This window comes from Allobosea sp. (assembly GCF_036675845.1).
Lineage (GTDB): Bacteria > Pseudomonadota > Alphaproteobacteria > Rhizobiales > Beijerinckiaceae > Allobosea.
This window is the reverse complement of sequence record NZ_JAKFED010000150.1, coordinates 29,362-41,099: the sequence shown is the minus strand read 5'-3', so window position 1 is coordinate 41,099 and position 11,738 is coordinate 29,362. Positions and strand designations below refer to the sequence as shown.

13 protein-coding genes are annotated in these 11,738 nt (G+C 66.7%); 4 read left to right on the top strand and 9 right to left on the bottom strand.

All coding sequences use genetic code 11. The features are described 5' to 3' along the window. The coding region (locus V6M56_RS16905) for a helix-turn-helix transcriptional regulator (RefSeq protein WP_332685322.1) at positions 1 to 410 on the bottom strand (410 nt) is incomplete at its 3' end. A gap of 135 nt (positions 411 to 545) precedes the next feature. On the opposite strand from V6M56_RS16905, the gene V6M56_RS16900 reads away from it, so the two are divergent. Further along, complete coding sequence (locus V6M56_RS16900) at positions 546 to 1,265, top strand: glutathione S-transferase family protein (protein WP_332685321.1); 720 nt, start codon at positions 546 to 548, stop codon at positions 1,263 to 1,265. Positions 1,266 to 1,269: 4 nt separating this feature from the next. On the opposite strand, the gene V6M56_RS16895 is transcribed toward V6M56_RS16900, so the two are convergent. Next, the gene (locus tag V6M56_RS16895) at positions 1,270 to 1,632 is read right to left on the bottom strand and encodes a hypothetical protein (RefSeq protein WP_332685320.1); all 363 of its coding nucleotides are present in this window, start codon (positions 1,630 to 1,632) and stop codon (positions 1,270 to 1,272) included. A 122-nt stretch (positions 1,633 to 1,754) separates the two neighbouring features. Continuing rightward, entirely contained in the window at positions 1,755 to 3,842 is a 2,088-nt protein-coding gene (locus V6M56_RS16890) for a molybdopterin-containing oxidoreductase family protein (protein WP_332685319.1), read from the bottom strand. A 216-nt stretch (positions 3,843 to 4,058) separates the two neighbouring features. Here V6M56_RS16890 and V6M56_RS16885 point away from each other — a divergent pair, with 216 nt between their 5' ends. Beyond that, positions 4,059 to 4,883 carry a MipA/OmpV family protein gene (locus tag V6M56_RS16885; protein ID WP_332685318.1) on the top strand — a complete coding sequence of 275 codons (825 nt, stop codon included), beginning with the start codon at positions 4,059 to 4,061 and terminating at the stop codon, positions 4,881 to 4,883. Positions 4,884 to 4,996: 113 nt separating this feature from the next. Here V6M56_RS16885 and ndk read toward each other — a convergent pair whose 3' ends face one another. Both ndk and V6M56_RS16875 read right to left on the bottom strand, forming a co-directional pair. Beyond that, positions 4,997 to 5,419, bottom strand: a complete 423-nt coding sequence (gene ndk, locus V6M56_RS16880; protein ID WP_332685317.1) for a nucleoside-diphosphate kinase — start codon at positions 5,417 to 5,419, stop codon at positions 4,997 to 4,999. Positions 5,420 to 5,507: 88 nt separating this feature from the next. Beyond that, positions 5,508 to 5,777 (bottom strand): sel1 repeat family protein, encoded by a 270-nt coding sequence (locus tag V6M56_RS16875; RefSeq protein ID WP_332685316.1) that lies wholly within the window; start codon positions 5,775 to 5,777, stop codon positions 5,508 to 5,510. 485 nt (positions 5,778 to 6,262) lie between these two features. Between V6M56_RS16875 and V6M56_RS16870 the strand changes: the two genes are divergently transcribed. Beyond that, positions 6,263 to 6,664, top strand: a complete 402-nt coding sequence (locus V6M56_RS16870) for a DUF2147 domain-containing protein (protein WP_332685323.1) — start codon at positions 6,263 to 6,265, stop codon at positions 6,662 to 6,664. Between the two features lie 110 nt (positions 6,665 to 6,774). On the opposite strand, the gene V6M56_RS16865 is transcribed toward V6M56_RS16870, so the two are convergent. The 4 genes from V6M56_RS16865 to gatB form a co-directional block, all read right to left on the bottom strand. Further along, the gene (locus V6M56_RS16865) at positions 6,775 to 7,476 is read right to left on the bottom strand and encodes a glutathione S-transferase N-terminal domain-containing protein (protein WP_332685315.1); all 702 of its coding nucleotides are present in this window, start codon (positions 7,474 to 7,476) and stop codon (positions 6,775 to 6,777) included. 135 nt (positions 7,477 to 7,611) lie between these two features. Next, positions 7,612 to 8,094 (bottom strand): GNAT family N-acetyltransferase, encoded by a 483-nt coding sequence (locus tag V6M56_RS16860; protein WP_332685314.1) that lies wholly within the window; start codon positions 8,092 to 8,094, stop codon positions 7,612 to 7,614. 35 nt (positions 8,095 to 8,129) lie between these two features. Continuing rightward, on the bottom strand, positions 8,130 to 8,636 hold the full coding sequence (locus V6M56_RS16855; protein ID WP_332685313.1) for a GNAT family N-acetyltransferase: 507 nt from the start codon (positions 8,634 to 8,636) through the stop codon (positions 8,130 to 8,132). 161 nt (positions 8,637 to 8,797) lie between these two features. After that, a complete protein-coding gene (gatB, locus tag V6M56_RS16850; protein WP_332685312.1) occupies positions 8,798 to 10,288 on the bottom strand; it encodes an Asp-tRNA(Asn)/Glu-tRNA(Gln) amidotransferase subunit GatB in 1,491 nt (496 codons plus the stop codon). A 255-nt stretch (positions 10,289 to 10,543) separates the two neighbouring features. Here gatB and V6M56_RS16845 point away from each other — a divergent pair, with 255 nt between their 5' ends. Continuing rightward, positions 10,544 to 11,680 (top strand): efflux RND transporter periplasmic adaptor subunit, encoded by a 1,137-nt coding sequence (locus tag V6M56_RS16845; protein WP_332685311.1) that lies wholly within the window; start codon positions 10,544 to 10,546, stop codon positions 11,678 to 11,680. The last annotated feature ends 58 nt before the right edge of the window (positions 11,681 to 11,738 follow it).

The window sequence follows — 11,738 nt, the reverse complement described above, 5'->3', positions numbered from 1 at the left end:
ACCTGGTCGACCATCAGATCCTTGCAATAGGCCGGCGCGAACAGGGCGCCGTCGAGCAAGATCGGCCGCAGATGCGACGGCAGCACGGCCGCCACCTTGGCGACGACATCCTCTGCGGCACGCGCCAGCGTCGGGTCGGCGCGCTCGGAGAGCCAGCGCATGCCGACGAGCACGGCCTCGATCTCGTCCGGCGAGAACATCAGCGGCGGCAGGTCGAAGCCGGCGTCGAGGACATAGCCGATGCCGGCCTCGCCGCGAACCGGCACGCCCTGGCGCAGCAGCGCGGCGATATCGCGATAGACGGTGCGCACCGAGACATCGAGCTCGGAAGCGAGCGTCTCGGCGGTGACGGGGCGGCGGCGGCGCCGCAGCCCCTGGATCAGATCGAGCAAACGTTCAGCGCGTTGCATGACGGGGCTTCCGCTTAAGGAAAGATGGATTAGCGTCACTCTGCCCCAATCGTCCTGACATTCATTGTCAGGAGCGTGGCAGCAGGATGATTATCATGGAATGCCGGCCGGACGTATCGGCCAAAGGGAGGCTCGATGTTGCAGCTGCATGTCTTCGGCCCCGCCTTCGGATTGCCCGACCCGAGCCCGTTCTGCATCAAGGGCATCATCCTGATGGAGATGTCGGGCCTGCCTTACCGCCAGGTTCGGGGAAACTTCCGGAAAGCGCCGAAGGGCAAGTTCCCGGTGCTGCACGACGACGGCGCGGTCATTCCCGACACCAGCTTCATCCGGCTGCATCTCGAGCAGAAGCACGGTATCGACTTCGACAAGGGGCTCAGCGCCGAGCAACGCGGCCTCGCCTGGGCGGTCGAGAAGATGCTGGAAGACCATCTGTACTGGCTGGTCGTCCACGAGCGCTGGGCCGATCCCGCCAATTTCGATCGGGGCCCGCGCCAGTTTTTCGACGCCGTGCCGGCGCCCCTGCGCCCGCTGGTCATCGCCATGGTCAAGCGCCAGGTTCGCCGCAACCTGCACGGCCACGGCATCGGCCGGCACGGCGACGCCGAGCGGCTGGTCCTGGCGCAGCGCGCACTGGATTCGCTGGCGGGATTGCTCGGCGGCAAGCCCTATCTGACAGGCCCCGACCCATGCGGCGGCGACGCAACGCTGGGCGCCTTCATGATCGCGGGGCTGTGCGAGATCTTCGATTCACCGATCCGCGGCGCGCTCGCCGAGCACGCCAACCTCGTCGCCTATGCGCAGCGGATGCGCGAGCGCTACTTCAAGACCGACGCCAAGGCGGCGCCGGCCTGAAGTCTCAAGGCCGCTGCAGCTTGCAGCGGTCGATGAAGTCGTAGCCCTTGGCGCGGGCCGAGTCGTTGAAATAGCCGGTGTCGCGGAAGGCCTGGATCTCGTCCCTGGTCATGGCATTGACCGTGCCCTTGGCGTAGCAGCTGCACGGCGAATGCACGGCCTCACGCGTCGTGTTCATCAGGCGCGACTGGGTGATCAGGCAGGCGTCGAAAGCGCGCAGCTGGATCATGTAGGGCGTCAGGTTCTTGGCCGTCGGGTCGGGCGGCGGCAAGGCGCTCGTGCTGCCCGCGGCCATCACGGCCTGCGCCGAAACCAGCAAAGACCAACCCGCAGCCCAGAAGGCCGCACCCATCCGCCGCTTCATCATCGTCCGCACCGTCCCGGTTTCGCGTCGTACCCCAAGCGAAAACCCCGAATCCGCTCTTGAAAGGCCTGCCGACGCTCGCGCGGATGGTCCACAGCGCCAGCAAAAAAGCAATGACGCAAAGGTCACACCTTGCGGATCCAGACCCTGTTGTCGTGGAAGGCGGCGCCGCCGAAGGGCGCGATCGAGTCGGCGCCGGTCAGGGTATTGATGCCACGCCCGCCGCGATGGGCGCTGTTCGGCCAGATCGATTCGGCGATGGCGACGCCGCGCACCAGACCGTCGAACAGCACGGCGTCGAGATGGACCTCGCCGCGCCGGTTGCCGACGAGGATGGGGTCTCCCTGGGCGATGCCGAGCTCCGCGGCATCGTCAGGATGCAGCATCAGGGTGGGCCCGCCCTCCTTCTTGCGCGCCGTCGGCGTCTCGGTGAAGGACGAGTTCAGGAAGTTGCGGGCCGGGCTGGTGGCGAGCCGGAAGGGATGCTCGGCATCGGCGGCCTCGATCACGTTCCAGTGGTCCGGCAGAGCCGGGATCGTTTCATGCGGGCCGGCCGGGCCGGCATTGCTGTTGGGGACCTTGGCCCAGTCCGGCTTGAAGCGGAACCGACCATCGGGCCAGCCGAAGCCCTTCAGATAATGTGCCGTCTCAAAATCCGGCTGCACGTCATGGAATTCGCTGGCGATCAGCTCCTCGAGCGTGCCGCGCCCGGTCTGCTGCAAGGTCCAGTCGACGATCTCGCGCGGCGTCATGGCGAAGCCGCGATGCTCGGCGCCGAGGCGCTGCGCCAGGGCACAGATGACCTCATGGTTCGAGCGGCATTCGCCCGGCGGCTCGATCAGCTTGCCGCCCCACATGATGTGCTGGTGGCCGCCGCCCTGATAGAGGTCGTCATGCTCCATGAACTGCGTCGCCGGCAGCACGATGTCGGCCATGGCGGCGGTCTCGGTCATGAACTGCTCGTGCACGACGGTGAAGAGGTCGTCGCGGGCAAAGCCCCGCTTGACCAGTTCCTGCTCGGGCGCGACCGTGACCGGGTTGGTGTTCTGGATGAACAGCGCCCTGACCGGCTGGCCCTGCCGCAGCGCCGGCGCGTCGCCGGTGAGGATGCGGCCGATCTGCGACTGGTCGAGCTGGCGGATCTTCGGATCGGCCTTGTCGAGCCCCTCGATCATGCCCTTGCGCCATTTGTAGACGCCGCTGTTCGAATGGAAGGCGCCGCCGCCCTCATGCTGCCAGGCTCCGGTTACCGCCGGCACGCACAGCGCCGCATGCATGTTGACCGCGCCGTTGCGCTGGCGCGCGAAGCCGTAGCCGAGCCGGAAATAGCTGCGCTTGTGCGTGCCGACGAGCCGTGCGAAGGCCTCGATCTCGGCGACCGAGAGGCCGGTGATCGCCGCCGCCCATTCGGGCGTGCGCGTCGCAAGATGCGCCTCCAGCTCCTCGGGGACATCAGCGAAGCGGGCGAGATAGTCCCGGTCGGCGAGCCCCTCGCGGAAGAGCACGTGCATGACGCCGCAGGCGAGCGCCCCGTCGGTGCCGGGCTTAACGACGAGGCCGAGATCGGCCTGGTCGAGCGTGGCGTTGCGGTAGACGTCGATGGCGACGATCTTGGCGCCGCGTTCCTTCCGGGCCTTGATCGCATGGTGCATGACGTTGACCTGGGTGTGCACCGCATTGGTGCCCCAGATCACGACGCAGTCGGACTTCGCCATCTCGCGCGGATCGGCGCCGGCGAGCCTGCCGGTGCCGGCGATGAAGCCGGTCCAGGCCGAAGTGGTACAGATCGTCGAGAACTGGCCGGAATAGCGCTTGGCGTTGCGCAGGCGGTTGATGCCGTCGCGCATCACCAGTCCCATCGTGCCGGCGTAGTAGTAGGGCCAGATCGTATCGGCGCCGAATTCGGCCTCGAGCGCCAGGAAGCGCCGGGCGATCTCGTCGAGCGCCTCGTCCCAGGAGATGCGCTCAAAGGCGCCGGAGCCTTTCGGCCCGACCCGCCGCAGCGGATGGAGCAGCCGGTCCGGATGGTGGATGCGCTCGGCATAGCGCGCGACCTTGGCGCAGATCACCCCGTCGGTGTAGCTCTGGCGCTTGCTGCCGCGGACCCGGCCGATGCTGCGGCCATCGATGACCTCGACCTCGAGCGAACAGGCCGAGGGGCAGTCATGCGGGCAGACGGAAGGCAGGCGCTGGATGCGAGGAAGCTCTGTCATTTCTCCTTCCTAGAACAGGTCCAGCCTCCGCGGAAGATCGTTGCGGCCAAAGCCGGTAGCGACATGGCGCCCCGTTCCGCTTCGCGCCGAATCGGGCTTTGTTGGCAGCCGATCCTTTTCATCCGTCCAGATGTGGCGCATCAACCTCAGGTTAAGACTAATGAATCAGATTGCCGGTGTTGGTCTGGTCGGGGGCGCCTTGGCGCCGGAGTTGTCATGATGCGTTGCGTTGCGTTCGTTGCCGGCCTTGTCGGCCTGGCCTGCCTGCTTGCGGCTCCGGCCAGGGCCCAGTCTCCGGAATACACCCAGTACACCTCGCCGGAATCGGTCCAGAACTGGCACCTGACGCTCGGCGCCGGCCTGCGCTACCAGCCCGATTATATCGGCTCCAACGACTACATCTTCCGGCCGCGCGGGATCATCTCGCTGGGGCGCGGCACCAGGAGCACCTGGTGGGCGGCCGAGGACGACGCGATCAGCATCGGCTTCTTCTCGGGCAAGGCCTGGCGCGTCGGCTTTTCCGGCAACCTGCTCTGGGAGCGCAAGGCCAGCACCAATGCGGCGCTGCGCATCGCCGGCGTCCCGGACACCAAGTTCGGCGGCGAGCTCGGCGGTTTCGTCGAATTCTACCCGGCCTCCTGGCTGCGCGGCCGCGTCGACCTGCGCCGCGGCGTGGTCGCCCATGACGCGCTCTTCGCCGAGGTCAAGGTCGAGGCGTTCCAGCGTATCGGCGCCTGGTCGCTCGGCGCCGGCCCGCGCATGACCATCGCGGGCGCCGACTATGTCCGCACCTATTTCGGCGGGGCCTGGGCCGGCAATGGCGGGGTGCTGCAGCGCTTCAATGCCGGCGTCCACTCGGTCGGCGCGATCGCGCAGGCGACCTATAGCTGGAGCGACAAGCTCCAGACCACGGCCTATATCGAATACAAGCATCTGGTCGGCGACGCCGCCAAGGCACCGATCGTCAGGGCTTACGGCTCGCGCGACTCGATCACGCTCGGCATCTCCGCGACCTACGCCTTCGACCTCGGCTTCAAATAGCCGGGCATCGCCAAGTTCCGCCGCCTCGCCCGAGGCGGGTCGCCGAATGAGAAAGGGCGGGTCCTTGCGGACCCGCCCTTTCGATTTTCAAGGCTTCTTAGGAAGCTGTCGGCTCAGCCGACGATCTCGTTGCCGGCGAAGAACTGGGCGATCTCGATCGCGGCCGTCTCCGGCGCGTCGGAGCCATGGACGGTGTTCTCGCCGACCGACTGGGCGAAGAGCTTGCGTACGGTGCCCTCGGCGGCGTTGGCCGGGTTGGTGGCGCCCATCACCTCGCGATAGGCGGCGATGGCGTTCTCGCCCTCGAGCACCTGCACGACCACGGGGCCGGAGGTCATGAACTCGACGAGCTCGCCGAAGAAGGGCCGCTCGCTGTGGACGGCGTAGAAGGTCTCGGCCTGGGCCTTGGTCATCTGGATGCGCTTCTGCGCGACGACGCGCAGGCCGGCCTTCTCGATGACCGCGTTGACCGCGCCAGTGAGATTGCGCTTCGTCGCATCGGGCTTGAGAATGGAGAAGGTACGCTGGACAGCCATCGTTATTATCCTTGGGGCAAATCGGGGAATGCGGCGCGCTTATAGCGGCGCCCTCCCCTAGCCACAAGGCTGGACCGGCTGTTTGCGCTCAGTGCCTGGTCAGGAAGCGGCGGGCCTCGCGCAGCGCCTCGGCGATCTCGTCGCGGCTCATCTCCAGCGCCAGCTCGGCCCGGTGCGCCGCGGCGCGGCTGCAGCCCTTGGCGAGCGCGACGTTGAACCATTTCTGCGCCGCGACCAGATCGACCGGGGCCGAGCGGCCGGCCGCGTGCATCAGGCCGAGTTCGTAATAGGCCTCGGCCGAGGCCTCCATCGGGATCGCCATCGAAGCCGGGATCGCGCTCATTTCCATGCGTGCCATGACAAACCACCCTGTCTTCACCGTGGCCCGGCCCTTCCTGGGCCGCGCTTCGTGAGGAGGAGGTTCGAGCCGGCCGGTAAAAGACTCCGCTAAAATTCGAGATGAATCGAAGCTCAACGAGTCGTAAGCGCGTCGTTAAAGCAACGCTCGATTCAGCTTTAGACGGCGAATTCGCAAGCGATTCCAATGCCCCTCATCGGTTACGCTGCGGCAGGCATTGACGGAGGATTCACCCTCGACGCCATTCGCCGCGAAATCGGCGGCAAGAGCCGGATCCGATCAGATTGAATCAATCTGATCGGATCCGGCTCTAGATTTGGGATGAGAGACCGTTTTTCCGGTCAGCTTGCGATGCAATCTGACCGGAACGGGCTCTAGCGCACCGGCCATCTTGAAGCCGGAGCCGGCTCGGATATAGTTTATATCTGAACCATGCGATCAACGCTGGTCGACAGAAGAGGAGGAACGTCATGAGCCTTCGCGCCATGAGCCTTTGCGCAAAGAGCCTTCGCGCAAAGGGCCTTAGCCCGTTCGCGGCCGTCGCCGCGCTCGCCGTTCTCGCCGGCCCCGCCGTGGCGCAGGAGGTCACCGGCACCTGGCTGCGCGACACCGGAGCCTCGAAAGTGCGCCTCGCCAAATGTGGCGAGGCCGTCTGCGGGACGATCTCCTGGCTCAAGGACACCAGCGGCCCGGCCAAGATCGGCCAGCGCATCTTCTACGACATGACGCCGACCGGTGCCGGCAAATGGGGCGGCAGCGCCTTCAACCCCGAGGACGGCAAGACCTATTCGGGCACGATGACGCTCTCCGGCGACACGCTGACCACGGCCGGCTGCGTGATGGGCGGGCTGATCTGCCGCTCGGTGAAGTGGTCGCGGAGCAATTGACGTTTTCGCGCCGGCAGCGGGAAAACGTCATCCTCGGGCGCAGCGCAGCGCAGACCCGAGGATATCTTGCAGGAGATGCCCGGGTCAGGCCCGGCCATGACGCGTTGCGCTTACCGCGCCTTCTGCCCGAACAGGACCGCCTTTTCCTCCGGCGTCCTGATGCCGCCGCGCAGCTCCTCCGCCACCGCGAGTCCGCGCTGGACGGCGGGGCGCGCCTGCATCGTCTCGAGCCAGCGCGCGACATTGGGGAACTGCGCGATGTCCTGGCCCTGGCGTTCCCAGCCGCGGGCCCAGCCGATGCACGCCATGTCGGCGATCGAATAGGCATCGCAGATGAACTCGCGGCCTTCGAGGCGCCGGTTCAGCACGCCATAGAGCCGGTTGGCCTCGTTGGTGTAGCGGTCGACGGCGTAGGGCACCTTCTCGGGCGCATAGAGGCGGAAATGATGGGTCTGGCCGAGCATCGGGCCGAAGCCGCCCATCTGCCAGAACAGCCATTCGTCGACGGCGACGCGGGCGCGCTCGTCGGCCGGGTAGAACTTTCCGGTCTTGCGGCCGAGATATTGCAGGATCGCGCCGGATTCGAAGACCGAGATCGGCGTGCCGTCCGGCCCCTCCGGATCGATGATCGCCGGCATGCGGTTGTTCGGCGAGAAGGCGAGGAAGTCCGGCTTGAACTGGTCGCCCTTGCCGATGTTCACCGGCACGATGTTGTAGGGCAGCCCGCATTCCTCGAGCATGATGGTGATCTTCCAGCCGTTCGGCGTCGGCCAGTAATAGAGGTCGATCGGCTTGGCCTGCACTTGCGACATGCGTTGCTTCCTCGTCCTATTGCAGTTGGCTGCCAGATTTAGGCGGCCATGGGCGATCGCGTAACCCGGGACGCCCCGCGCCCGGAGCAGGAGCGCCATGCCGTTGCCGGCGCGGCGGAGCGTTTGCGGCGAGGACTACAGCTCCAGCTTGAAGCCCTCATGGGTCTGCCTGAAGCCCAGGCGCAGATAGAAGCGGTGCGCCGCCTCGCGCGCCTTGTCCGAGGTGAGTTCGACCAGCCCGGCGCCACGCCGGCGCGCGAAATCGATCGCGTATCCAACCATCGCGGCGCCGATTCCGCCGCTGCGGCGGGCCGGATCGACATGGACGCTCTCCAGCCTGGCGCGCGTCCGGCCGCGATGGACGAGCCCGGGCGTCAAGGTCACCTGCAAGGTTCCGACGACCTTCCCTTCCAATTCCGCGACGAGAAGCGTGGTGGCCTTGCTCGCATGGATCGCTTCGAATGCCGCCCGATAGGAGGAGTGCCGAGCCTCCTCGGCAATCTCGGCGGCCGTCCTCGTCTGCTTGGCCGCGCCGAGCATGATGAGCTCGACGACGCGCGCGACATCGGCCGCGTTCGCCTCGCGCATGGTGATCGCTGCGGGATTTTGAGCATCCATCGTCTTCGTCTCCGGGAAGGCGCCGGCCGGCGCGATCAGCTCATGACCAGCCGCTTGGCCATGATCAGCGTGTTGGGCGTGTCCTCGCGCCCGTCGAAACGGGCCTGGCGCTGCAGGAAGAAGCCCATGCGCTCATAGAAGGCGATGGCTTGCTCGTTCTGGCTCTCGACCTCGAGCCGGGCCACCGGCGCATCCGGGAAGCAGGCGAGCGCGACCTGGAGCAAGGTGCGGCCGATCCCCTCGCCCTGCCGCGCCGGCAGGACGTAGAGCCGCGTCAGAAGCGCCGCGCGGTCGGGCTCGCGGCGGGCGGAAGCCGTTCCGACGATCTCCGTCCCAAGCAGCGCGATCAGGAAAACGCCGCTCTCGCGCCCGAGCTGGGCGGAGAGTGCATCGAGCGAGTGCCAGGCATTGGTGATCTCGGCGACGCGCCGCCAGCCATAGATTCCATCATAGGTGGCATGCCAGGTCTCGACCAAAAGCCCGCGCACGGCCGGCAGATCGGCCGAAGTCGCGTCGCGGATGATGAGACCGGCTTGCGTCACCTTACGCGCCTGTGACCGGAGGATTGGCGCTTCCCCCACCGCGTCATCCCGGCCGCAGCGTAGCGGAGCGCCGGGATCCATCGTAGAGCGTCCGGCCCCTCGATGGATCCCGGATCGGCGCGGCTTAGCCGCTTATCCAGGATGACGGCGTGTTTCAGGCTCTAGATTCCCAGCTTCGTCTTCAGGATGTCGTTCAGCGCCTGCGGGTTGGCCTTGCCGCCGGATGCCTTCATCGCCTGTCCGACGAACCAGCCGAGCATGGTCGGCTTCGCCTTGACCTGCTCGACCTTGTCGGGATTGGCGGCGATGATCTCGTCGACTGCCTTTTCGATGGCGCCGGTATCGGTGACCTGCTTCATGCCGCGGGCCTCGACGATCTCACGCGGGTCCAAGGGTCCGTTTCCTGCTTCCGACCAGAGGATCTCGAACAGGTCCTTGGCGATCTTGCCGGAGATCACGCCTTCGCCGATCAGGTCGACCAGCCCGCCGAGCTGCGCAGCCGCGACCGGCGAGGCCGAGACATCCTTGCCCTCCTTGTTGAGGCGGCCGAAGAGCTCGTTGATCACCCAGTTGGCGGCGGCCTTGCCGTCGCGCCCCTTCGCCACGGCCTCGAAATAGTCGGCCTGGTCGCGCTCGGCGACCAGCACCGAGGCGTCATAGGGCGAGAGCCCGTAATCGGCGATGAAGCGGGCCTTCTTGGCGTCGGGCAGCTCGGGCAGGCCAGCCTTCAGCCCATCGACGAAGGCATCGTCGAATTCCAGCGGCAGCAGGTCCGGATCGGGGAAATAGCGGTAGTCATGCGCCTCCTCCTTGGAGCGCATCGAGCGGGTCTCGCCCTTGCCGGGATCGTAGAGCCGCGTCTCCTGGTCGATCGAACCGCCATCCTCGAGAATGCCGATCTGGCGGCGGGCCTCGACCTCGACCGCCTGGCCGATGAAGCGGATCGAGTTGACGTTCTTGATCTCGCAGCGCGTGCCGAAGTGCGCGCCCGGCTTGCGGACGGAAACGTTGACGTCGGCGCGCAGATTGCCCTTCTCCATGTCGCCGTCGCAGGAGCCGATATAGCGCAGGATGGTGCGCAGCTTCGAGACATAGGCCCTGGCCTCGTCGGCGGAGCGCAGATCCGGCTTGGAAACGATCTCCATCAGCGCGACGCCGGAGCGGTTGAGATCGACGAAGCTCATCGTCGGGTGCTGATCGTGCATCGACTTGCCGGCGTCCTGCTCGAGATGCAGGCGCTCGATGCCGACGCTGATCTGCTCGGTCGGCGAGAGGTCGACCGCGATCTCGCCCTCGCCGACGATCGGGAATTTGTACTGGCTGATCTGGTAGCCCTGCGGCAGGTCGGGATAGAAGTAGTTCTTGCGGTCGAAGACCGAGCGGTTATTGATCTTGGCGTTCAGCCCGAGTCCGGTGCGCACGGCCTGGCGCACGCATTCCTCGTTGATCACCGGCAGCATGCCGGGCATGGCGGCATCGACCAGGCTGACATGAGCGTTGGGCTCGCCACCGAAACCGGTCGAGGCGCCGGAGAACAGCTTGGCGTTGGACGTGACCTGGGCGTGGATCTCCAGGCCGATCACGACCTCCCAGTCGCCGGTTGCGCCCTTGAGCAGCTTCTTCGGGTCGGCGGGGCGTGCATGCGCGTTCATGACGATTATCCGGAAACGGCGGGCGGCCGGCCCTGCCAATAATTGACGAGCCCTTCAGGTAGAGCCTTGAGCAGCCGCCAGCAAGCATCTGTTGCCGTCACGCAGCGGTAGGACCACAATCTCTGCCGCAGCGCACAAAACACGACCTCTGTCGAGTGATGGAACTTGACAATCGTCAGTACCGAGGCCTTTTAGCCGCATTGGCCGGAAACCGTGAAAGGTTGCGCCGGACACGCATTTTTTTCGGAGTTTCCCATGACCCGCCGTCGCTCCAGCCGGGCGCTCATCATCCTGGCGGCCCTGCTTCCGGCTCTTTCGTTCGAGGCGCTCGCCCAGGGCGCGCCGCCGGCGCCGCCCGTCACCGTCGCGAACCCGCTCGCCAAGCGCGTCACCAACTGGGACGAGTTCACCGGCCGCTTCGAGGCCGTCGAGCAGGTCGAGATACGCGCCCGCGTCTCGGGCTTCCTCGACAAGGTGCACTTCAAGGACGGTGACATGGTCAAGGCGGGCGAACTGCTTTTCACCATCGACCAGCGGCCCTACACGCTCGCGGTCGACGCCGCCCGCGCCGAGGTCGCCCGCACCAAGGCCCAGGTCGAGCTGACCCAGAACGAGGTCGAGCGCGCCGAGGCCCTGACGCAGAACCGGACGATCACCGCCCGCGACATCGACCAGCGCCGCGCCAACCTCAACGGCGCGATCGCCTCGCACCAGGCGGCCGAGGCCAACCTGAAGACGGCCGAGCTCAATCTCGAATGGACGCAGGTGCGCGCGCCGCTTGCCGGCCGGCTTTCGAACCGCCGCGTCGATGCCGGCAACCTGATCGCCGGCGGCCAGTCGGGCGCAACCCTGTTGACGACCATCGTCTCTCTCGATCCGATCAACTTCGTGTTCGACGTCTCGGAGGCGGACTATCTGCGCTATGCGCGGCTGGCCAGCCTGCGCGGCGTCGCTCCGGAGGCACGCGTGCGCCTTTCCGACGAAACGAACTGGAACCGCGCCGGCAAGATCGACTTCGTCGACAACGCGCTGAACGCGCGCTCGGGCACGATCCGCGGCCGCGCCGTCTTCGCCAATGCCGACCGGTTCCTGACGCCCGGTGCGTTCGGGCGGCTGCGCCTCGATGCCGGCGAGGTCGACGGGTTGCTGGTGCCGGATGCGGTGATCGTCTCGGACCAGGCCAACAAGATCGTGCTGACGGTCGGCGCCGACAACAAGGTGGTGCCCAAGCAGGTCACCCTCGGCCAGATCACCGACGGCTTGCGCGTCATCACCAAGGGGCTGGCCGCGACGGACCAGGTGATCGTCAACGGCATCGCCAATCCGATGGTCAGGCCCGGCGTGGCCGTGACGCCGCAGCAGACCGAGATCAAGGCGGCCGCCGCCAACTGAGCGCGCATGCCGCACGACGAGAGCGGACGGTATTGCCCGTCCGCCCTGCCCTTCCGGC

Excerpts from the sequence above, each read along its gene's own strand:
- V6M56_RS16900 (WP_332685321.1), top strand. The coding sequence starts at position 546 with ATGTTGCAGCTGCATGTCTTCGGCCCCGCCTTCGGATTGCCCGACCCG.
- V6M56_RS16895 (WP_332685320.1), bottom strand. The coding sequence starts at position 1,632 with ATGATGAAGCGGCGGATGGGTGCGGCCTTCTGGGCTGCGGGTTGGTCT.
- V6M56_RS16890 (WP_332685319.1), bottom strand. The coding sequence starts at position 3,842 with ATGACAGAGCTTCCTCGCATCCAGCGCCTGCCTTCCGTCTGCCCGCAT.
- V6M56_RS16885 (WP_332685318.1), top strand. The coding sequence starts at position 4,059 with ATGATGCGTTGCGTTGCGTTCGTTGCCGGCCTTGTCGGCCTGGCCTGC.
- ndk (WP_332685317.1), bottom strand. The coding sequence starts at position 5,419 with ATGGCTGTCCAGCGTACCTTCTCCATTCTCAAGCCCGATGCGACGAAG.
- V6M56_RS16875 (WP_332685316.1), bottom strand. The coding sequence starts at position 5,777 with ATGGCACGCATGGAAATGAGCGCGATCCCGGCTTCGATGGCGATCCCG.
- V6M56_RS16870 (WP_332685323.1), top strand. The coding sequence starts at position 6,263 with ATGAGCCTTTGCGCAAAGAGCCTTCGCGCAAAGGGCCTTAGCCCGTTC.
- V6M56_RS16865 (WP_332685315.1), bottom strand. The coding sequence starts at position 7,476 with ATGTCGCAAGTGCAGGCCAAGCCGATCGACCTCTATTACTGGCCGACG.
- V6M56_RS16860 (WP_332685314.1), bottom strand. The coding sequence starts at position 8,094 with ATGGATGCTCAAAATCCCGCAGCGATCACCATGCGCGAGGCGAACGCG.
- gatB (WP_332685312.1), bottom strand. The coding sequence starts at position 10,288 with ATGAACGCGCATGCACGCCCCGCCGACCCGAAGAAGCTGCTCAAGGGC.
- V6M56_RS16845 (WP_332685311.1), top strand. The coding sequence starts at position 10,544 with ATGACCCGCCGTCGCTCCAGCCGGGCGCTCATCATCCTGGCGGCCCTG.